Source organism: Pseudomonadota bacterium (genome assembly GCA_022361155.1).
Classification (GTDB): Bacteria; Myxococcota_A; Polyangia; order Polyangiales; family JAKSBK01; genus JAKSBK01.
In genome coordinates, this window is sequence record JAKSBK010000095.1 from 70,894 (window position 1) to 89,347 (window position 18,454).

Annotated in this window: 16 protein-coding genes and 1 tRNA gene; 9 read left to right on the plus strand and 8 right to left on the minus strand. The window is 65.2% G+C overall.

All coding sequences use genetic code 11. The features are described from left to right. Nucleotides 1-25: 25 nt before the first annotated feature. The gene (locus MJD61_03100) at nucleotides 26-820 is read right to left on the minus strand and encodes an SDR family NAD(P)-dependent oxidoreductase (GenBank protein ID MCG8554264.1); all 795 of its coding nucleotides are present in this window, start codon (nucleotides 818-820) and stop codon (nucleotides 26-28) included. A gap of 387 nt (nucleotides 821-1,207) precedes the next feature. Here MJD61_03100 and MJD61_03105 point away from each other — a divergent pair, with 387 nt between their 5' ends. The 3 genes from MJD61_03105 to rsmI are packed head-to-tail and all read left to right on the plus strand — an operon-like array spanning nucleotide 1,208 to nucleotide 3,913. Further along, a complete protein-coding gene (locus MJD61_03105; GenBank protein MCG8554265.1) occupies nucleotides 1,208-1,885 on the plus strand; it encodes a hypothetical protein in 678 nt (225 codons plus the stop codon). Between the two features lie 52 nt (nucleotides 1,886-1,937). Then, nucleotides 1,938-3,011: an RNA polymerase factor sigma-32 gene (locus MJD61_03110; GenBank protein ID MCG8554266.1), complete on the plus strand. Its 1,074-nt coding sequence runs from the start codon at nucleotides 1,938-1,940 to the stop codon at nucleotides 3,009-3,011. A gap of 2 nt (nucleotides 3,012-3,013) precedes the next feature. Next, nucleotides 3,014-3,913, plus strand: a complete 900-nt coding sequence (gene rsmI, locus MJD61_03115; GenBank protein ID MCG8554267.1) for a 16S rRNA (cytidine(1402)-2'-O)-methyltransferase — start codon at nucleotides 3,014-3,016, stop codon at nucleotides 3,911-3,913. A 30-nt stretch (nucleotides 3,914-3,943) separates the two neighbouring features. Here the strand turns inward: rsmI and MJD61_03120 are convergent, their stop codons facing one another. The 3 genes from MJD61_03120 to MJD61_03130 all read right to left on the minus strand — a co-directional run bounded on the left by MJD61_03120 (nucleotide 3,944) and on the right by MJD61_03130 (nucleotide 7,748). Continuing rightward, a complete protein-coding gene (locus MJD61_03120) occupies nucleotides 3,944-5,206 on the minus strand; it encodes a hypothetical protein (GenBank protein MCG8554268.1) in 1,263 nt (420 codons plus the stop codon). A 255-nt stretch (nucleotides 5,207-5,461) separates the two neighbouring features. Then, nucleotides 5,462-6,748, minus strand: coding sequence for a cyclic nucleotide-binding domain-containing protein (locus MJD61_03125; protein MCG8554269.1), 1,287 nt, complete (start codon nucleotides 6,746-6,748; stop codon nucleotides 5,462-5,464). A 55-nt stretch (nucleotides 6,749-6,803) separates the two neighbouring features. Beyond that, a complete protein-coding gene (locus tag MJD61_03130) occupies nucleotides 6,804-7,748 on the minus strand; it encodes an Ig-like domain-containing protein (GenBank protein MCG8554270.1) in 945 nt (314 codons plus the stop codon). Nucleotides 7,749-7,816: 68 nt separating this feature from the next. Between MJD61_03130 and MJD61_03135 the strand changes: the two genes are divergently transcribed. The 4 genes from MJD61_03135 to MJD61_03150 all read left to right on the plus strand — a co-directional run bounded on the left by MJD61_03135 (nucleotide 7,817) and on the right by MJD61_03150 (nucleotide 11,691). Further along, complete coding sequence (locus MJD61_03135; GenBank protein MCG8554271.1) at nucleotides 7,817-8,308, plus strand: hypothetical protein; 492 nt, start codon at nucleotides 7,817-7,819, stop codon at nucleotides 8,306-8,308. Then, nucleotides 8,305-8,892, plus strand: coding sequence for a hypothetical protein (locus tag MJD61_03140; GenBank protein MCG8554272.1), 588 nt, complete (start codon nucleotides 8,305-8,307; stop codon nucleotides 8,890-8,892). Before MJD61_03135 ends, MJD61_03140 begins: the two co-directional genes overlap by 4 nt. A gap of 70 nt (nucleotides 8,893-8,962) precedes the next feature. Beyond that, complete coding sequence (locus tag MJD61_03145) at nucleotides 8,963-9,847, plus strand: site-2 protease family protein (GenBank protein ID MCG8554273.1); 885 nt, start codon at nucleotides 8,963-8,965, stop codon at nucleotides 9,845-9,847. Nucleotides 9,848-9,933: 86 nt separating this feature from the next. Beyond that, on the plus strand, nucleotides 9,934-11,691 hold the full coding sequence (locus MJD61_03150; GenBank protein MCG8554274.1) for a hypothetical protein: 1,758 nt from the start codon (nucleotides 9,934-9,936) through the stop codon (nucleotides 11,689-11,691). On the opposite strand, the gene MJD61_03155 is transcribed toward MJD61_03150, so the two are convergent. From MJD61_03155 to MJD61_03165, 3 genes are all read right to left on the minus strand, one after another. Further along, nucleotides 11,660-12,220, minus strand: coding sequence for a hypothetical protein (locus tag MJD61_03155; GenBank protein ID MCG8554275.1), 561 nt, complete (start codon nucleotides 12,218-12,220; stop codon nucleotides 11,660-11,662). The two genes, MJD61_03150 and MJD61_03155, sit on opposite strands and share 32 nt — an antisense overlap. Before the next feature lie 9 nt (nucleotides 12,221-12,229). Further along, the gene (locus MJD61_03160) at nucleotides 12,230-14,224 is read right to left on the minus strand and encodes an OmpA family protein (protein MCG8554276.1); all 1,995 of its coding nucleotides are present in this window, start codon (nucleotides 14,222-14,224) and stop codon (nucleotides 12,230-12,232) included. 273 nt (nucleotides 14,225-14,497) lie between these two features. Beyond that, nucleotides 14,498-16,201, minus strand: coding sequence for an FHA domain-containing protein (locus MJD61_03165; protein MCG8554277.1), 1,704 nt, complete (start codon nucleotides 16,199-16,201; stop codon nucleotides 14,498-14,500). A gap of 249 nt (nucleotides 16,202-16,450) precedes the next feature. Between MJD61_03165 and mtnP the strand changes: the two genes are divergently transcribed. After that, complete coding sequence (gene mtnP, locus MJD61_03170) at nucleotides 16,451-17,323, plus strand: S-methyl-5'-thioadenosine phosphorylase (protein ID MCG8554278.1); 873 nt, start codon at nucleotides 16,451-16,453, stop codon at nucleotides 17,321-17,323. Next, nucleotides 17,320-18,231, plus strand: a complete 912-nt coding sequence (locus MJD61_03175) for a PfkB family carbohydrate kinase (protein MCG8554279.1) — start codon at nucleotides 17,320-17,322, stop codon at nucleotides 18,229-18,231. Before mtnP ends, MJD61_03175 begins: the two co-directional genes overlap by 4 nt. A gap of 136 nt (nucleotides 18,232-18,367) precedes the next feature. Here the strand turns inward: MJD61_03175 and MJD61_03180 are convergent. Beyond that, a tRNA-Leu gene (locus tag MJD61_03180) sits at nucleotides 18,368-18,449 on the minus strand. Between the last annotated feature and the right edge of the window lie 5 nt (nucleotides 18,450-18,454).

Genomic DNA, 18,454 nt, shown 5'->3' on the forward strand with positions numbered 1-18,454 from the left:
ACAGGCTTGACCGAGCCAAGCCTGTCTAGTCGTTGCGCTGCTCCCGGACGCGCTGCAACGCCCTGCGAAACTGGGAAGCAAGCTGCGAACCGAGAAAAGCGCGTGGCAGCAGCGGCGCGAGGGCAAGCTGCAAGCGGTTGAACCTGCGCGGCACGTACATGTAACGGCGCGCGGCAAAGGCCTCGACAGCCTCGCGAGCACAGGCGTCGGCAGCCTGAACCATGATGCTCTTTGGGCTCCACGTGTGGACCGTTCCGGATAGATGTATCATCTCGGTGTCGATCGCAGCGGGCACAAAAGTCGTCACCGATACGTCTTTGTTGTGCAGCTCGTGGTGCAGACCTCGTCCCAGCGTCGTGATGAAGGCCTTGGTGCTGGAGTAAGCCGTCTGGTAGGGCACCGGTATGAGAGCAGTGAGGCTCGTGACGAGCATCAGCCCTCCGCCGCTGCCGTTCTCGATCAGATGGGGCACGGCGAGATGCACGAGCCGCGCAACGCTGGTCACATTGGTCGCCATGAGTTTTTCGAAGGCGGACCAGTCCAGCTCGAGATGCTCGCCGAAGTGGGTTACGCCCGCGTTGAGAATGGCCCCGTAGAGCACCCGACCCTGCACTGCCTGCCGAAACAGGCGGTCGGGCTCTCCGTTCCGTGAAAGGTCGGCAGGGACGATTTCTACCTGTACACCCGCACCTTTCGTAAGCTCCCCACGCAAGGCGTCCAGCCGATCCCTGCGGCGTGCCGTGAGTACCAAGTTGGCACCATGTCGAAGCGCGAGCTCGCGAGCGATCTCCCGGCCCAGCCCGGACGAGGCGCCGGTCACGAGAACCCACCGCGACCGAAATTCCATTCTCCCCATAATTGGCATCCAAGCGCCCCTCCTGTTTGCGGTCTCACCGACTGCCCGCCCCGCCACAGGTCCACGTTCGCGCCCATCGCCTGCCGTCGCTGGGCACCTGGCTGTGTGACGCAAGCCCTCGCAAAGTCAAGCCAACGCCACAGCTGCTGCCAGCGCCGGCGACGCTGTACCCCAAGGGTAGCCTGAACGTTCGGATCGGTTGACCGAGAACACGCTCCCCGGTACTCACTGGTTTGCACCTGGTTCCCTTCCACAAACCGCCGATCGCACGACCCGGGCGCCGCTGGAACCCGACACCGGGCCGTTTCTTTGACTCGATCGGTGCTTGGAGGCATCTTCAGAAAGGAGCGCATGCAGGCCATCGCACAAGCCCGCGAGCAAGCTGATCCCACGCCGGACTCCGGACCGCTGTCGGTAGTCTTCGCCGACGCGGCGGCTATCAAAAAGCTCGCGACACTCGGTGAAGGGGAGCTCTCGCTCGTACCCCCGTTCCATATCTCCGACGAGGACTCGTACCTCATAGTCCCCGACGACATCGGCATGGAAATCGTGGATATCCTGCGTGATGCGGATGGCGAGCTGCTCCACGAGACTTTGAGGGACAGCCTGGTCGCAGTAGGCAATATCGAGCGCCGTGGGCGAGGACAGCTCAAGCTCGATGTGGAGTCTTGCCACGTACCGCAGGTCTTACTACGTGGGGGCCTGCCCTACATGCGCAGCGTGCTCGTATCGCGCGCGGACGATCCCGTGCGTACGCTCAACACGCTGGACCACACCCAGTGCACGATGTTGAGCGCACTCGTCGACGAGGAAGGACTCGATAGGGTCCTGCGACGCAGCGAGTACATCGGCGTCTCATGGAAGGCACCGGCGTGCGCGTCCGAACCGCTTCAGCACCTCGACCCCACGTACGTCTGGTCCAGGCGACTAAACGCCTCGAGCATCGGAATAGAGCTCGCCTTGTTCCAGGAATACGACGAGCTGATCGCCTTGTTGCGTCCCGCCAAGCTGCTGCTCGAGTCGGGCTAGCGGTTTGCGCACGGCCCCAGCTTGTGGGAGAACGCCTGCGGGCCTGGGAGCAATGGACGACCCGAAAAAAGAGGATAAAACGGGCGCTTCGAAGCATACGCAAGACGACGACCACAATCGCGACCCCATCGAGGCAGGGCGCGACCCCATCGAGGCAGAGATCGTGGAGAGCTCGACTGTCGAGCCGCTCCAGGCGGAGGTTGCCGGCGTCCCAGCCTCGGACGCTGACGAGACCAAATCGGCCGCTTCGAGCCTCGCCAGCCGGAACCTTGGAGGCGTGAGGCTTGCTCGCTACGACGCGCTCCAGGTCTATATGCGCGACGTGCAGCGCTACGCGCTGCTCGAGCCCGACGAGGAGCGGCGACTCGCTGCGCGCTATCGCAAGACGGGTGACGTGGACGCGGCCGCACAGCTGGTCACGGCCAATTTGCGGCTCGTGGTGAAGATCGCCTACGACTACCGTCGTGCCTATCGCAACCTGCTTGATTTGATACAGGAAGGCAACATCGGGCTCATGCAGGCGGTGAAGAAGTACGACCCTTATCGAGGCGTCAAGCTGTCAACCTACGCCGCCTGGTGGATTCGCGCCTACATCCTGCGATTCATCCTGAACAACGCCCGCCTGGTGAAGCTGGGGACGACCCAGGCGCAACGCAAGCTCTTCTTCAATCTCCGAAAGGAGAAGGCCAAGCTAAGCGCGTTAGGCATCGATGCGACACCCGAGGTCGTGGCCAAACGCTTGAAGGTGCCCACCGAGGAGGTCGTGCAGATGGACCGGCGGCTCGCCTCGGGCGATCTATCCCTCGATGCGCCCTCCGGCCGTGAGGGGTCGTCGAGCACGCGAGTAGAACTGCTTCCTGCAGAGTCCAAACGCATCGATGAGCTGCTCGCCGACGAGGAGTACGGTACGCTGCTCAAGAGCAGAATCCACCAGTTTGGCAACACCCTGTCCGGCAAGGAGGCCCGAATCTTCGATGAACGGCTGCTCGCCGAAACCCCACGGACCCTGGCCGAGCTGGGCAAGGAGTTTGGAGTAAGCAGAGAGCGAGTCCGGCAATTGGAGAAGCGTCTGCAGGGAAAGCTCAGAGCCTATTTGGATGACGAGCTACGCAGCGCGGCAACGTAGCGGTGACCTCGGCCCAGTCGCGTTCCAGGAGAAAGGCCGTTCCTGCCGGACGGGGGCGTCTGTCCATCGTAGCGACACCCATCGGCAACCTCGAAGACATCACGCTACGCGCGCTAAGCGTCCTGCGTTCGGCGGACCTGATTCTTGCCGAAGATACGCGTCGAACTCGAGCCCTGTGTGCGCGGCATCACATCGTGCGGCGCGTCCACAGCTTTCACGCCTACTCGGGAAGGCGCGAGCTCGAGCGACGGGTCGAGGATCTACGGGCGGGCGCGCACATCGCGCTGGTCAGCGACGCCGGGACCCCCTTGCTCAGCGACCCAGGCGCGGATTTGGTGCGGGCGGCGCACGAAACGGGTGCCAGGGTAGAGTCGCTGCCCGGCCCAAGCGCCATTACCTGCGCGCTGGCGGGAGCTGGGCTTGGAACCGACGATTTCCGCTTTGTTGGGTTCCTACCGCGCAAGGGTCGGGGCCGACGCCAACGGTTGGAGGAGATCGCTCGCGCTGACTACGCGACCGTGTTGTTCGAAGCACCGTCCCGGCTGGGCGCAACGCTGGACGAGCTCGCGAGGCTGTCACCGAGGCGCGCCGCCGCGGTGTGTCGTGAGCTCACGAAGATCCACGAGGAGTTTGTCCATGGCACGCTGACCGAGCTCGCAGCACACTTCGCCGGGAAGGCCCGCGGAGAGACCACCGTTGTCGTGGGGCCGGCACAGACGACCAGGGAAGCACGAATTGCCGAGGGACCCCTGCAAGCGCTCGTCAGCGATGCACTACAGCAAGGTCAGAGCCCGCGGGACGCTGCGCGTTGGGTCGCACGCAGCGCGGCTGTGGGCAGGCGCGATGCGTACGCGCGCGTACTGGCCGAGTTGAGGCGGCGCACGCGAAACTCCCAGCTATAGCTAGCTTTGGCCGAGCTAGCTGAGCCAGAGCTAGAAATGCCCTGTTGCGTGCGTGTAGACCTCGACGAGAACCTGCCCCTCGAGCCGAAAGCGCTGCCCTGGTTGGTCGATCACGGCCCTGTGCTGCGGATTCGGGGTGCCTGCACCGCATGCGAGACTGCCGGTCGCTGCGATCGTGTTGTCGAAACAACGGTTGCCGCCCGTGATCCAATGCGGCGTATCGCGAGCCAGCCGAACACCGGCGGTGAATCCCACGTAGCGTGCCGCGCGAATGACTACACCGGCCTGAGCTGCCATACGCGCGTACGAGTCGGTATCTGTGAGGCCGGCGAAGCGCGGCATCGGACCGGGGGTAGGATCACGGGCGGTAGGATCCATCAGCGTGAGAAAGGGACTGCTCGAGGTGCCTAGTGCATCAAACAGGGGGCCATAGTCGCGGCCGCGAGACAAGCGGCTGCACAGCAATCGAAGGTCCACGGTAACTCGCTGGAAGCGGGCACGGCTCTCCCAGGGTACGATTGCGACGCCCACAACCGCTTCGACGCTGCGTGGAGGGCGGGTCAGTGCCCCGCGCGGCAGCCCCTGGCCAACACCAAACACGGCACGGTTGGCGACCGGCCATTCCGCCTGAAACGCTACTCCAGCCAAGGGCTCCAGGTAACGGTAACGGCGCGACGTTCGCGTCTCGAAGCGCAAGGCATGGGTACCACGGCTGACTGCCCGCGCCTTTCCGGCGCGCATGGGTTCACCCAGCCCGAAGCGCCCCTCCACCATCGCCACCCAATTGGGAAGGCCTGGACGGCGGAACTGGTTCGTCAGGCCCCAGGCAAGTCCGAACCCCACCCAATCGAAACCCGAACGCGCTGGTCCCTGGTAGTGAGCTCGGTCCCCGAGAGCAAACAAGCGATCGTATTGCAGACGGTCCCGGGGCGCGGGCGGCCTGCTATAGAACGAGCTGGGGACGGGCGCGAGCAACGCGCTATCGATCTCGCTCGCAGTGCGTCCTGCGGGGACACGAAGCAGCCTTTCGTCGCTTAGTACCAAAGGGAGGGTCGAGTAGAGCATGAGATCCCGATAGAGGCCCACCCTAAGCCCCACGACGAGGTTGTTGGTGCTGTGGACGTGGTCAAGCATATGAATGTGGTGCGCTCGGCCGGCTGGCGAGCCTGCCCCTTCGCGTACGACCCGGCCGGCCACACGCCGTCGAACGAAGCCTATCCGCACGTCCATGTCGAACCCCTTCTGTTCGTCAAACGCGTCGATGACGTCCGTGTAGCTGGCGGGTTCTGCCATCAGGCGCACCTCGTTCTGCTGGGCGTTGACAGATTCAGCACCCAGGCCGAACAACGCGAGGGCGAAGGGCAACCTCGAGCTGCACCCGTTCACACTAGTCCTTCAACCGCGTGACCTCGATCGCCCTCACGGCCGGTCTGGCGCCGTCTTCCGCGTCCTCCTCCTTGAAATGGGACCTGCCATTCCTGTGTCGTCGTCCTTGCATCCGGCACCAGCTCCACCGCGATCATCGATCAATGTCACGCGTTTGAAGGACTAGTCCTGTACGGCCTCGCTCACGAGCGGATCCACTTCTTCCATGGACAGTCTTCCCCGCGCGTCGCCCAGCTCCTTCGAGGTACTGCGCAGACGCTTTGCAAGGACACCCAGAAAGCTCCACAGCAGTTTCACAGCAACGTCGTGGTCCTCCCTCACGATGTCGAAGAACTGCTTGCGACGCAGCACGATGAGCTTGGACTCCAAGATGCTCGTAACGCTCGCGCTGCGAGGTGCCCTGTCGATCAGCGCCATTTCTCCAAAATGCTGGCCAGCACCAAGAACCACGATCTCGTTGTCTCCCGAGTGCACACGAACCTCACCCGAGAGCACGATGTAGAGCTCTTCACCGTCGTCGCCCTCCTTGACGATGACCTCGTCGGGTCCGAAGCACTTGCTTTCGGTAAAACCCATCACCCGTACGAGCTCCTGATAGGTCAGGTAGCGGAAGACCGGCATCTTGTGCAGGACCTCCAACTTGAGATTGACCTCTCGAGCAAGCGGATCCGGGCCAGCTTCCTCGGGCGCCTCGAGCACGATCGCGCTAACGTGGTCGGCACCTCCTCGCTGTCGAACCGCATTGATGAAGAGCTGGGCGACTTGATCGGACGGGCCTTCCTCGAAGGTCTTGCGAATGTCGCTTGGCTCGAGATGCCCACTCAAGGCATCCGTGCACATTAGAAGACGATCGCCCGGCAGCAGGTCGAGATCGAACGTGTCCGCCTCGACGCTTTGGTGAAAGCCCACGGCTCGCGTAACGACGTTCTTGTATTCCAGCTTCTCGGCCTGTCGCTGCGTCAATCGGCCACGCTTGAGCAGCTCGTTTATCAGAAGATGGTCTTCCGTGAGCTGGTGCACCGAACCCTCGCGGACGAGGTACACTCGCGAGTTGCCCACATGCGCCAGGTAGCCCCGCGAGCCAACGACCAGCAGCGCGTCCAGCGTCGTGCCGGCGCCCCGCTTCGAGGGCTCGGCTTCGGCCCGGGCAAACACGGCCGCGCACGCCTGCTGCAATGCCTTTTCCATCAGGCGCAGCAAGTCTTCGCGGGCCCTTGGCGACAGCCCGTTCTTCACGCCGTCGATGACCGCGGTTTCGGCGAGCAGGACTTGGCGAAAAGTTTGTACCGCCAAACCGCTCGCTTCCGCGCTCGCCTCGTGCGATCCGACGCCGTCAGCCACCAGAAACAAGCCGAGGTCGCCATCCACAAGCACGCTGTCCGCGCCAGCACGTGAGGCGTTGCCGGAGTCGGCCGAGGACCAGAAACGCAGGGCCTTTCCTTCACTCATGGCGTGATTTAACTATGCCCGCCGGGCACGCGTCAATATCGACCGGCCGGAGCAGCTACCGGTTTGGGCCCATACGCCGGCCCCAACGGCGCGAGCGCAGGCCCAGCCAAACGACCGGCAACACCCACAGCAACCCAGCCGGCGGGCGCCCGCCCGCACCGGGGGGACCGCTTAGGCTGCAAAGCGGTGCGAAGAAACTCCCCGACAGGGGATCGAAGCATGTCCGCAACTCGTTGCCTGACAGGTTGCCCATACCATCGACCGCGACGATCGCCACGCACACCGGGCTGCCAAGCTCGTCGGGCCCAAGGACGAATCCGGTGTTCACGCTGCCGCCGGCAAGGTGACGTTCCCTCCTGCGGAGCACCGGCGCCTGCAGGTCCTCGGCGTTCGTCAGAAAGACCAGATACTCCAGGCTACCCTCGGATCCCGAAGTCACCGCGGGCGGAAAGATCAGCGAAACAAGCCGGCTGCCGTCCGGTCCACCACAACTTGCAGCGGGATCGGTGGACACCTCCAGAGGTCTGGCTCCAGGGGGAAACATGGGGGGATCGACGCCCAACGTCTCACCCGTCTTGAAGCAGGTCTGAGCTCTCGCGAGCGTGCTGGGCGAACCCTGGGCCGTGACGACGTCGGCCCAGTACCAGGTACTGTTCCTGAAGCTGCGATCAGGCGTGAAGGCCAGCGTATGGGAGTCGAGTTGCCGGAGGGCTCCCGCGATGCGGCGGACCGCGTCCTTCGGCGTACAGGTCGTGGCGTCGAGCTCGAGCAGCGTAAAGGGGTTGGCGTTGAGCTTCGATACCTCGATCGAGTGGCGAAAGCGCATTATGATGTGCGCGTCGAGCGTCACTCCCTGGGCGCCGCTGGCCGGAATCCACTCGACGCGCTGCTGGGACGCCGGCATAGCGCCGCAGCCCACGTCCTGGCCATGGGCCGTCCCCTGCATTGCCAGCGCGGCCCATGCGGCCACAGCGATCAACGCCGGCGTGCGAGCAGACATGACTTGCCAGTATAGCCGGAGCGGCATGCATCGGCAGCGTCCACGCCGACATGCTATGAAACGCTGCCGTGAGTGAGCATCACGATATACCGTTCGCCCCCACCCATGGCGAGGCTGACTACTTCGCACGGCAGGCTAGCGAAGGCGTAGCCCTTGCAGCGACGGTGGCCGGTGATCCCGGCGCCGGCCTCGCGGCTGCGGGCTTGTCGCCGGCCTTGCGTGAGGTCGCGTGCGCTGTCGCCCGAGAGCTTTCGCTGCTGAATCAGATGGGTCGCAGGCAGGAAGTAGCCCGCCTCGCCCATAGCTACGCCGGGCCACTGTCGCTGACCGACGCCGCACGACTCGGCGGGTTGCCGCACCGGGCACGGGCCCTTGTACGCAGCCAGCGGCTCATCGCGGGGGCGGCCGAGGAGCCCTCGGACGTGCCTGGCCGCCCTGCGCTGCGCGAGGGCTTCGCGGCGGACCCCGGTCTTCGCAGCGCCCTTCGACGCGCTCTGGAGATGCCGCTTCAACCCGACGGCCCTCCTGCGCGAGGGGAAGCATTGAGCAGGGTCGATTGAGCAGGATCATACGTGCGAGGCCTCAGGCGGGGACGCCTTCGGACCGAGCCGAACCTCGGGCACCGGATGGGCCCAACGAGCTGCGGGCGCTGCTGGAGTCGATGCACTACCGCAGCGCTCTCGTAGACGGCGCACGCGAGGAGCTGATCGAGCTCGCGACCGAACTGGCGCGGCTTGTGATCGGCAACGAGCCGAGCACCCGACCCGATGTGATTGCACGCTGGGCAAGCGACCTGCTTGACCGCACCCGCAGAGCACGCACGGCTGTTTTGACGGTCAACCCACGGGACGAACCCTCGGCACGGCAGGCCCTCGAACAGCTCGAGGCGACACGTCCATGGCTGCAGTCGCTCAGCGTGCGGGCGGATCCCGAGGTGGGCCGTGGGGGTTGCGTTGTCCATACGGACCTCGGCCGGCTCGATGCGCGCGTGGAGGTAAGGCTCGCTGCCCTGGCCGGTGCTCTGACCTCTGTCACCGGGGATTGCACACGGCTCCCAGCGCGCCCGCGACAACCCAGCGACCACAGGCTAAACACGAGCGGTGAGCGAGAACCGGATTCGGAGCCCCCACACACGGTCACCTGAAGCGGCAGGCTCTGGCGCCGGCGCCGGGCGGGCCGGTCCGCGCTGGGGATTGGCGCTTGTCCTTTTTGCAATGACCCTGGTATCCACCACGTACGTGGGCGCGGCGGCGATGGCGGGCGAGGACCCGCTGGCGGGTGGGCGCTGGTCCGCCGGCTTCGCCTTCTCGATCCCTCTGATGACGATCTTGCTGTCGCACGAGCTGGGTCACTTCTTCGCGGGCCGCTACCACGGGATCGACGTGTCCGCGCCCTATTTCATTCCGATGCCGGTTTTTCTGCTCGGCACCATGGGCGCCGTCATCGTCATCCGCGGCCCGATTCGTACACGCAACGCGCTGCTGGATGTCGGAGCGTCGGGACCGCTGATCGGGCTGCTCGTGGCGCTGCCCGTGCTGGTGTACGGACTGCTGGAATCGCCGGTACAGCCTATCCCGGACGCTCCGGTGCTGATCGAAGGCCGCTCCATACTCTACGTGGCGCTGCTCTATCTCACCAAGGGCCCGATAGCCGATGGCTACGACGTGTTTCTGACTCCGACCGCGCTGGCGGGATGGGCCGGGCTATGGGTCACCATGCTCAATCTGATTCCGGTGGGACAGCTGGATGGAGGGCACGTCGCGTACGCGCTGTTCGGTGAACGGCAGCAATCGCTGTCGCGGCGCTTTCGCGCGGCGCTGCCGTGGCTGGCCGCGGGCGTGGGGTTGGCGTACGCGGCGAGCGCGTATGCTCGAGGCAAACAGGGCGATGCGCTCGTAGGAGAATTGCAGGCCGGTTTGCCATGGCTCGTATGGTGGGTCGTGCTCGGCCTCATGCGTAGAATGTCACCCGAGGAGCACCCACCAACCGATGCGGGGCCCTTATCGGCACCTCGCAAGGTGGTCGCGCAGGTCACACTCGGCCTCTTTCTCCTGCTGTTCATGCCGGCCTGGCTCCGAGTGAGCTCGGGTGCGCCGTAGGGCCGTTGGGGCGGCCACGCGGCTCGGGTTGCTCGCCGCGTCGAATTCTCGGCTCCCTGCCTCCAAACTGGTAGGTTGCAAGCCTAGTGCCCCCGCGGACTCACCGCTGCGGATTCAACACCGCCGTTCCATCACTCGACCGTGATGGCTCGACCAACGCCCCCCATGCTGGCGCGAACGGCCTCGGTGCGCGGTCGCCATGGGTGCTGGTGTGCCTGCTGGCCGTGGCGGTCTGGAGTCAGCCGGCCCGGGCCTGGACCAGGGCGTACATCACCAGCGCCAAGAGTCACGTTCAACTGCTGAGCCCAGCTCGAGTGCGGGTTGTCCTCGTGCTCACGTTGCAGGTACGTGGTGGCTGGCTCACGCACCTGGACATCGCAGGACTGGACCGCAGCCTGCTGCTCGACCCGCTCAAGCCGCCCTGGATCGAGGGGGCCAAGGGAGACAAGTACCGGCCGCTCGCAAGGCTGATGCGTGACGGCACCTTGCGTTTGAGCTTCCCCAACAAGCGGCAGGCCCCCTGGCGCGGGCGCTACCACGTGGTGGTGATGTACACGAGCGCTATCGCGGGCTCCGTCGCTGGGGACCACACCCGCTACGAGTGGACGCTCCCTGCCTGGCGAGGCGGCTTGACCGATGTGCGCATTTCGGTCGCGGCTCCGGCGGGCTCTTACGCAGAGCGCTACCCAGAAGGACACGACCAGGTCAGCCGGCGAGAGCTCCCCTCCCTGACCCTGCTGAGTTGGCGCAAGGTCCATCTGCCGCGTACGCTGCCCTGGACGGTGCGCTTCGCCGTGCCGAGCGGCGGCGCTGTGACCGGTCAGGTTGATCAAGCCGGCCGACCTCCCCCGGTCGCATTGGAGGTCAAGGCGCCAGCATGGTGGGTCTCGGGGCTAATCGCACTGCTGACGCTCCTCAAGCTGCACACAGTGCGGGTTGTCGTGCTGCGCCGCCGCCTGCGGCGACGTCCCCTGCTGCAGCTGCGCTCCGGGCGGGTTCGATGCTTTTTGGCGGTGACGCTGGCTGCAGCGTCGCCCGCAGCCTTCGGCTTCGCCCCGTGGGCAGGCGTGGCGCTGCTGGCCCTTTGCGTGGCTCTTGGGCTCGATCGAAGCTTCGTGCGCCTACCCGAGGCCGCGACCGCCTCGTGGCGCCCGCTCGAGGCCGGCGATCGCAACCGCGTCCGTGCCGGGCGCTGGCTGGACGTGCTCGGCGGAGCAGCTTGGTTTGATGCCACGACGCCCCTCGGGGCCGCGCTCTTGCTGCTCGCGATGGCCCTGACCGCCACGCTCCATGCGTCCGGTCACCGGGAGGCGCAGTGGGCCGCGCTGTCGTGGGCACTGGCCACACCGCTGTGGCTGTCGGCCACCCGAAAGCAGTTGCCCCCCGCCCTGGCCGATCGCGTCGCGCTGCTCGATCGTTACGCCCACTCGCTGCCTGGACAACCGCGAAGCGCGGTCGAAGTGAGTCTCGAGGTGTTGGCATCCGAGCTTTGGCGCCTCGGCGACGCGCGGCTTGCGCTGCGGATGACCCCCCAGGCAGCCGCAGAGGCACGGCTGCATCTATGCATTCAGGAACACTGGCGCGGGGGAAGCTACGGCTTGCGCGCGTGCTGGGTGTGCGACGCCGGCGCCGGTTCGACCTTCGCCGGCTCGGCCTTCGCGAATGCGCTCGAAGCCGCGCTCCCCGGCGGCACATGGACACGCGGTCAATACGTTCGGCCGGTTCTGGACGGGACAGCAGAGCTCGACGCCCTCAAAGCCGCGCTGCGCCAGGCGGCGAGCCATCCTGCCAAGGCGCCACCTACCCCTACGATCACTTCGATAGTCGCTGACGCAGCGGCATAATAATGCTGTCGATACCTCGTACCGCGCGCACGACCTCGTCCTCTTCGACGTCGAAATCGACCAGAGCGCTCTGGATCTCGTCGTAGAGCCAGGTGCTGCCCTCGTCGTGCAGAGCGCACGACCTCGCCGTGTGCCCCTTGAGCTTGAGCTTGTGGGCGCTTGCGGCCGCTTTCTCCAAGACGAACACCGCTTCCCCAAGATACGAACGACTCGCGCTGAGACGATCCTCGAGCCCGACAAACAGCTCCGGCGAGAACCGCCGGTGCGCCGACATCGCGTCGGGTGCGGTCTGCTGCAGCTGCTCCAGGACGAGGTTCATCACGAGCACGTCATCGACGTACTGCAGCACGCCACGTGCACCGGGAATCACATTGGCGCTCGAGAGCCAATGCAGCAATACGCCGGCCGCTGCCACGCGGCCATCGTCGGGAACATCGGGGTCCTCCACGATCCTCAGCATCGCCTTGAGGCTATGAGGCAGCCCGATGATGGCCTCCCGGATGAACTCTATGAACCGCTCTCGCGACATGGGTCACGCCTACTCAGGTATCAAGTCTCGTCCCGCAGGGCAAGCGATCTCAACACCCGTCTCTCCCATGTCGGTACGCAGTATCTTGAACTCCACGCGCCGGTTCTTCTCCCAAGCCGCGGGATCGTGGCCGGCATCTACAGGACAGCGCTCGCCGTAACCCGCGCTTCGCAAACGATCGGGCATGATCCTGCGTGACAGCAGGGCGTCCACCACCGATGCCGCACGGGCCCGCGTCAGCTTGATGTTGTACGCATCGCTCGCGCGCTCGTCCGCGTGGCCCTGAACCTCCACCAGGCGCAGCTGCGGGTTGCCTTGCAGCGTTGCCGCTACCGCATCGAGGATGGGGAAGCTGCGTGGCAAGATTTCGGCGCTGTTCGTGGCGAAGTAGATCTTGTCGAGAACGACGATTTGATCCTCCTCTACGATGACCGAGCCCTCATCCGGGCAGCCGTCCTCATCCGCGGTCCCGTTGTAGGTTTCGGGATCGTTGGGACACTCGTCGTCGCGATCCAGAATCCGATCTTGGTCGTTATCCAGATCGGGACAACCGTTGTCGTCCTCGAACTGGTCGATGTCCTCCGGATCCTCCGGGCACATGTCGTCGGAGTCCAGAATCCCATCCTTGTCGTTGTCCGGATCGGGGCAGCCGTTTTCGTCCTCGAAGCCGTCTCGATCCTCCGGGTCATCAGGACACTCGTCCGCGTTATCGAGAATTCCGTCGCCGTCACGATCCCCGAGCGACTCCTCCGGGCAGCCGTCGTGGTCTGCGTCGCCGTCGTGGTCCTCGGGGATCAGTGGGCACTCGTCGTCCACATCGAGGAGCCCGTCTCGGTCGTTGTCCGGATCGGGGCAACCCTCGGCGTCCTCGAAACCGTCGAAATCTTCCGGCTCATCCGGACACTGGTCGACGTCATCCTTGTAGCCATCGCCGTCCCGGTCGCCGATCGAAGGCTCGAACACGAAACCCAGCACCGCCCGAAGCTCCGCGGTATTGACGCCCTGCTGGACCTCGGCCCCCCCGGCCAGGGTCAAGTAGCTGTTGCGCTCCACGAAGACCTTTATCCCTCCAAGCGCCTCGACTCCGAGGCCCCCGCGCTGCCCGAACGCACCCATGACCTGGGCGCCGTAGGCTTCCCCAACAAGCTCGAGCGGTCCACCGATGCGCAGGCTCGTGGCCAAGCCGAACGTGATCAGGTCGTCGTACCGAATCTCGTCGCCTCCCATGGGCAGGGACGGACAGGTGGCGTTGGTGACCACACCGGTCGCGGGCTGCGCCTGGCAGTATGGTGGTGGCGGCGAAACGGGCGGCACCAGCGCAAGAGGATCCGAGCGGGCATTCAACCGGACCGTGGCGCCTGGCGACGCGTTGAAACGGTAGCCCGCGTTCAGGCCAACCCGAAACCGAGACACGGGCATCCACTCGACGGCCAGGCTTGGCCAGACCGAGATCCCCGGCTCCCCGCTGAACGCCGCCGTATTGCCGGTTGGCAGCCCCAGCTGCAGCGTCAATGCGACGCCCAGCGGATCGTATTCGGCCCGCAACAGACGTGCCTTGGCGTGCAACACCAGATCGCCAATGCCCTGAGCGTTGAGACCCGAAGGAAGCGCGACGTCGTTGTACAGGTTCGGGATCACGGTCTTCGGACCGCTGAGCACCTGAATCGGAAGCTGGCCGCCCAGCACGAAGCGATTGAGCAAACCGTAGTTGAAGCTGAGCGTTCCGGTGAACGCTCGCGCGACCAGGTGCTTGTTACGCTCGAGCATCTCAGGCGAGGACGCCAAACCTCCCCCGATAGAGACGTCCGGATTGTACGTGAAGCCCTGATACGGAAGGATGTCCGAGCCGAGGTCCAGAATGAGACCGAAGCTGTAGTCCTTGTGGCCAAGCACGTCGGTGCCGTTGAGCGCGAGGTAGCCCTTGGAGTCGATGGGCTGTCTGAACAGGCGCACGTCAAGACCCCCACCGCTCGTCAGCTCGGCGGTCTGAGCGACGGCATCCACGCTGGGCGTCAGGGCAAGTGCAAGGACACACCCAATACGGCCAATCCAGGAGTGCGGTACCCACCCACTCAGGTGGTGCAGCATTTACACTGACCCCTCGACCTCTCGCTCACATCCCAGACCTTCGGCGTGGGAGGCGAACTATCACGTAACGTTTAATCGTGTCAAACTCACGAGACCGCCGAACTGCCAGTGTAACAGGCGACGTAACCGTTCAGGCCCCTGGAAGTCGGTTTTTCGGCCAAAACGCTGCCGGCCGCGCAGGCGACCGGTCTATTTCTCCGAGTAGGTTTCGAGGATTCGCAAGTACCCCGCGGTGCGCCTTGATCCCGGATAACGCTCGCTATAGCTCTTCATCGCCCTAAGGGCGTCGTCCATCAGACCTGCCGCCCTGTAGGTCTCTATGAGAATCGCCCACTGCTGCGCGGTACGCGCCTGACCGTTGCCTAGGGCCTGGATCACACAGGCTTGATCGCCTCGCACCAGGCAGTCGTTGACGACCTTGTCGAGGTCGGCTGGATCGGCTTCCGGCGCTGGCTCCTGATTGGCGGCCCGGACCTCCTTGACGGCCGCCGGTTGTGGGCTCCTTGCGGCTCGTCGACGCGGGCGACGACGCCGAGGCGCCGGCGCCCGCACGACCTTGGCGGGCGCGGGTTGCTTCAAGGCGTCAAGCCGCGTCTCCAAGGTCTCAAGCTCCTGAAGTACCTGCTGTGGCAGATCGGACAGCTTGCGCACCGCACGCAACTCGGCGTCCGCCCCCGTCGTGTCCTTGGCCTCGATCATCCGGCGCAGCTGCTCGAGGCGCTCGCCGGCATACCGTCGCGCGGCCTCCGCAAGCTCCGGCTTCGCAGCAAAAGCGCCATCAGGCGAAAGCTGCGAGAAGTGCAAGTAGGCGCCCTTGGCGTCCCCCTGCTCGAGCGCGTGCTTGCCGGCGGCGTAGGCCTGCTGATCGTCGAGCTGAAGGCGTGCCCTGTCCCTGCAGGCCCTGGCTGCGCGGTCGCGAGGCTCCCGTTTCAGAGCGCGCTTCGCATGCCTTACGGCGAGCGCATAGTCGCCCGCGGCCACGGCCGCCTCGCACCGCGCCCGTAACTCGGCGACGCTCTCCCGCTTGTCGATCCTCGTGACACCTCGAGTCACCGGCGGATTGTCGGGCGCCGGTTCGACCTTGGCGCTCCCGCCGGACCCGGGTGTGGTTCCCTGGCTAGTCGCAAACCAAATGGCCCCGGCCAGGCAGGCCAGAGCGACGCTTGCGAAGACCGCCGGAGCCAGCCGGCGTTGCGCGACGGGGACATCGATGATGTATTGCGCTGCCTCCTCGGGATCGAAGAGGAAATCGAGTCCAGCCGGCACATACCGCAACACGGCGCGCCCGACCTGGATGACATCGCCCGGACCGAGCGTCGCCTCGGTCACGGGAGCGCCGTTGAGGTAGGTCGTTAGCGGTGTTCCCGAGTCGATGAGACGGAACACTCCGTTTTGCCCGTGAATCTGGGCGTGCTCGCGGGCCACCGTGCGATCGTTGAGCTGGATATCCATGTTGGTGGCGCGGCCCATCCGGTAGACCCCGTCCGACAGCGAGAACTCGGCACCCGGCGTGGCTCCACCTATCATCACCACGCGCGGCGGTAACTGAGCGGGCTGGGTTGGGATCGCTGCCGCCACGGGGGCAGGAGGACTGTCGGTGTCCCGGTCAAGCTCGATAGCGAGGACGTAGTCACCGATCGAGAACTTGTCGCCGGCCTGAAGCTCCGGCTCGCCCTCCACCCGCTGGCCGTTCAGGTAGACCCCGTTGTACGATTGTAGATCCCGCAGATGGTAGGCGCCGTTGTACCGCCGCAGCTCGGCATGCTGCCTCGAGACGTTGCGCTCGGTCAGGCGAATGGTGTTTCCTTCCGTTCGGCCGATCGCGATTTCGTCACGCACCAGCGGCACCACGGTCGTCCGACCTTCATCATCGGAGATGACAAGCTTGTACATCCGTCCAGTGTGTTAGCTTATCCCATCGTCAGTGTTGGCCCGATTCCCGCGGCGGAAGGTATTGTACCATGTCACGGGCAGCGCGAAGGCGACCCTGGAAAGTATACCAAAGTCCGAACTGTCCGGTAAGACCCGGACGCGGGGCAGCGCTGGGCGGCCCCTTGGAGCACGGCGGTCCTCGCCCAAATGCGTAAGTTGTTCTTTCGCGGGCCCTTGGCGTGCTAGCTTCCTCGCCCCGTGAGCCAGACCATGTCGCCAGCAACCTTGGGAGTTATCGGAGGCAGCGGCCTGTATCGGATGGAAGGCTTGGCTGACGTCGACGAGATCGAGGTCAGCACCGCGTTCGGCAATCCGTCCGACCGCATCGTGCAGGCCAGGCTCGGGCAGGTGCGCTTTTTGTTTCTGCCTCGTCACGGCCGGGAACATCACCTGCCGCCGCATCGGATCAACTACCGGGCCAACATCCTCGCCCTCAAGCAGCTCGGCGCTCAACAAATCGTCAGCGTGTCGGCGGTGGGCTCGCTCGACGAGCAGCTGCGGCCGGGAGAGCTCGTGCTCGTGGACCAGTTCCTCGACCGCACGACCAAGAGGGCCAACACCTTCTTCGAGGATCACGGCGTCGTCGTTCACGTGGGGCTTGCGGACCCGATCGACCCGGCCTTGGCCGACGCCATCACCGAGTCCGCCGAGCGGGTGGGCGTGCACGTGCACCGGGGCGGGACGTACGTGTGCATCGAAGGGCCCCAGTTTTCGACACGCGCAGAGTCGCACCTCTACCGGGCCTGGGGCGCCGCGGTAGTGGGCATGACCAACCTGCCGGAAGCCCGCCTGGCAAGAGAAGCCCAGCTTCCCTACGCGAGCATGGCGTGGGTGACGGACTACGATTGCTGGCACCAGACCGAGGCGCCCGTCAGCGTGGAGGCCGTGCTCGCCGTGCTGCAAGCGAACGCACGCAACTCACAGCGAATACTGTCCGAGCTGACCTCGCGCCTGCCGGACCCGGCCAAGAGCCCAGCCTCGAAGGCTCTCGAGGATGCCGTCTTGACAGACTTGGCGGGCCTTCCCCCCGCAACGTTGGCCGACCTGGGGCCGCTCCTTGCTCGACCGAAAGGTAACGCATGACCTCGATGCTCGTCGTCGGCTCGGTCGCCTTCGACACGCTCCACATCGCGCAGCAGGTGTATCCGCGGGTGCTGGGCGGCTCTGCCACCTACGCTTCGCTCGCCGGCTCGATGTTCACGGGCGTGCGCCTGGTAGCCGTCGTGGGACGGGATTTTCCTCGGGATGCCAAGCACACACTGAGCGAGCGGGGCGTCGATCTGGCGGGACTCGAGCAGCGCGATGGCAAGACCTTCCACTGGGAGGGCCGCTACTCCGATGATTTCGGCGCTCGCACCACGCTGCGCACGGACCTCAACGTCTTCGCGGATTTTCGCCCCGAAATCCCGGACTCGTGGCGCCAAACGCCTTTCCTCATGTTGGGCAACATCGATCCGTCCCTGCAGCTGCTGGTCTTGGATCAGGTGACCGCACCGCGCTTGGTGGTGGCCGACACCATGAATTACTGGATCGAAGGCAAGCCTGCAGAGCTGAAGCGAGTGCTCGAGCGCGTGCATGTGTTGGTCATCAACGACGAGGAAGCTCGACAGCTGGCTCGCGTGCCCAATCTCGTTCGGGCAGGCCGCGCCCTGCAAAAAATGGGCCCCTCGGCGGTGATCGTAAAGAAGGGAGAGCATGGAGCTCTCCTGTTCGATCGCGAGGAGATCTTCACGGCACCGGCGCTACCCCTCGACCAGATCTCGGACCCGACGGGAGCCGGCGACTGCTTCGCTGGAGGTCTGCTCGGCTTTCTCGCCAGCCGCGGAGACGTGAGCCCCGCTTTGTTGCGGCGCGGCGTCGTCTACGGCTCGGTCGTGGCTTCCCTGTGCGTGGAGGGAATCGGTCCCGAACGCCTGATCAGCGCATCAAACACGGACCTGCGCCGGCGCTTTGCCCATTTTCGGCAGCTTGTGGCTTTTGGTGAGGGGTAAGACCCCGTTCCAGAGCTCGCTCCAGTCGCCCGGCTTGCGGCGTGGAACCGGGCAGTACCGGCGGGGTCGCCGACGCAAGCGCCGACACATCGGCTGCAGGCGACGCCAACGTGCCGGTATCACACAAGTTACGGAGTGCCGGGGGCGGGACTCGAACCCGCACACCACTGGGGTCGGCGATTTTAAGTCGCCTGCGTCTGCCATTCCGCCACCCCGGCGTTTC

Excerpts from the sequence above, each read along its gene's own strand:
- MJD61_03105 (MCG8554265.1), top strand. The coding sequence starts at position 1,208 with ATGCAGGCCATCGCACAAGCCCGCGAGCAAGCTGATCCCACGCCGGAC.
- MJD61_03110 (MCG8554266.1), top strand. The coding sequence starts at position 1,938 with ATGGACGACCCGAAAAAAGAGGATAAAACGGGCGCTTCGAAGCATACG.
- MJD61_03120 (MCG8554268.1), bottom strand. The coding sequence starts at position 5,206 with ATGGCAGAACCCGCCAGCTACACGGACGTCATCGACGCGTTTGACGAA.
- MJD61_03125 (MCG8554269.1), bottom strand. The coding sequence starts at position 6,748 with ATGAGTGAAGGAAAGGCCCTGCGTTTCTGGTCCTCGGCCGACTCCGGC.
- MJD61_03130 (MCG8554270.1), bottom strand. The coding sequence starts at position 7,748 with ATGTCTGCTCGCACGCCGGCGTTGATCGCTGTGGCCGCATGGGCCGCG.
- MJD61_03145 (MCG8554273.1), top strand. The coding sequence starts at position 8,963 with ATGACCCTGGTATCCACCACGTACGTGGGCGCGGCGGCGATGGCGGGC.
- MJD61_03155 (MCG8554275.1), bottom strand. The coding sequence starts at position 12,220 with ATGTCGCGAGAGCGGTTCATAGAGTTCATCCGGGAGGCCATCATCGGG.
- MJD61_03165 (MCG8554277.1), bottom strand. The coding sequence starts at position 16,201 with ATGTACAAGCTTGTCATCTCCGATGATGAAGGTCGGACGACCGTGGTG.
- mtnP (MCG8554278.1), top strand. The coding sequence starts at position 16,451 with ATGTCGCCAGCAACCTTGGGAGTTATCGGAGGCAGCGGCCTGTATCGG.
- MJD61_03175 (MCG8554279.1), top strand. The coding sequence starts at position 17,320 with ATGACCTCGATGCTCGTCGTCGGCTCGGTCGCCTTCGACACGCTCCAC.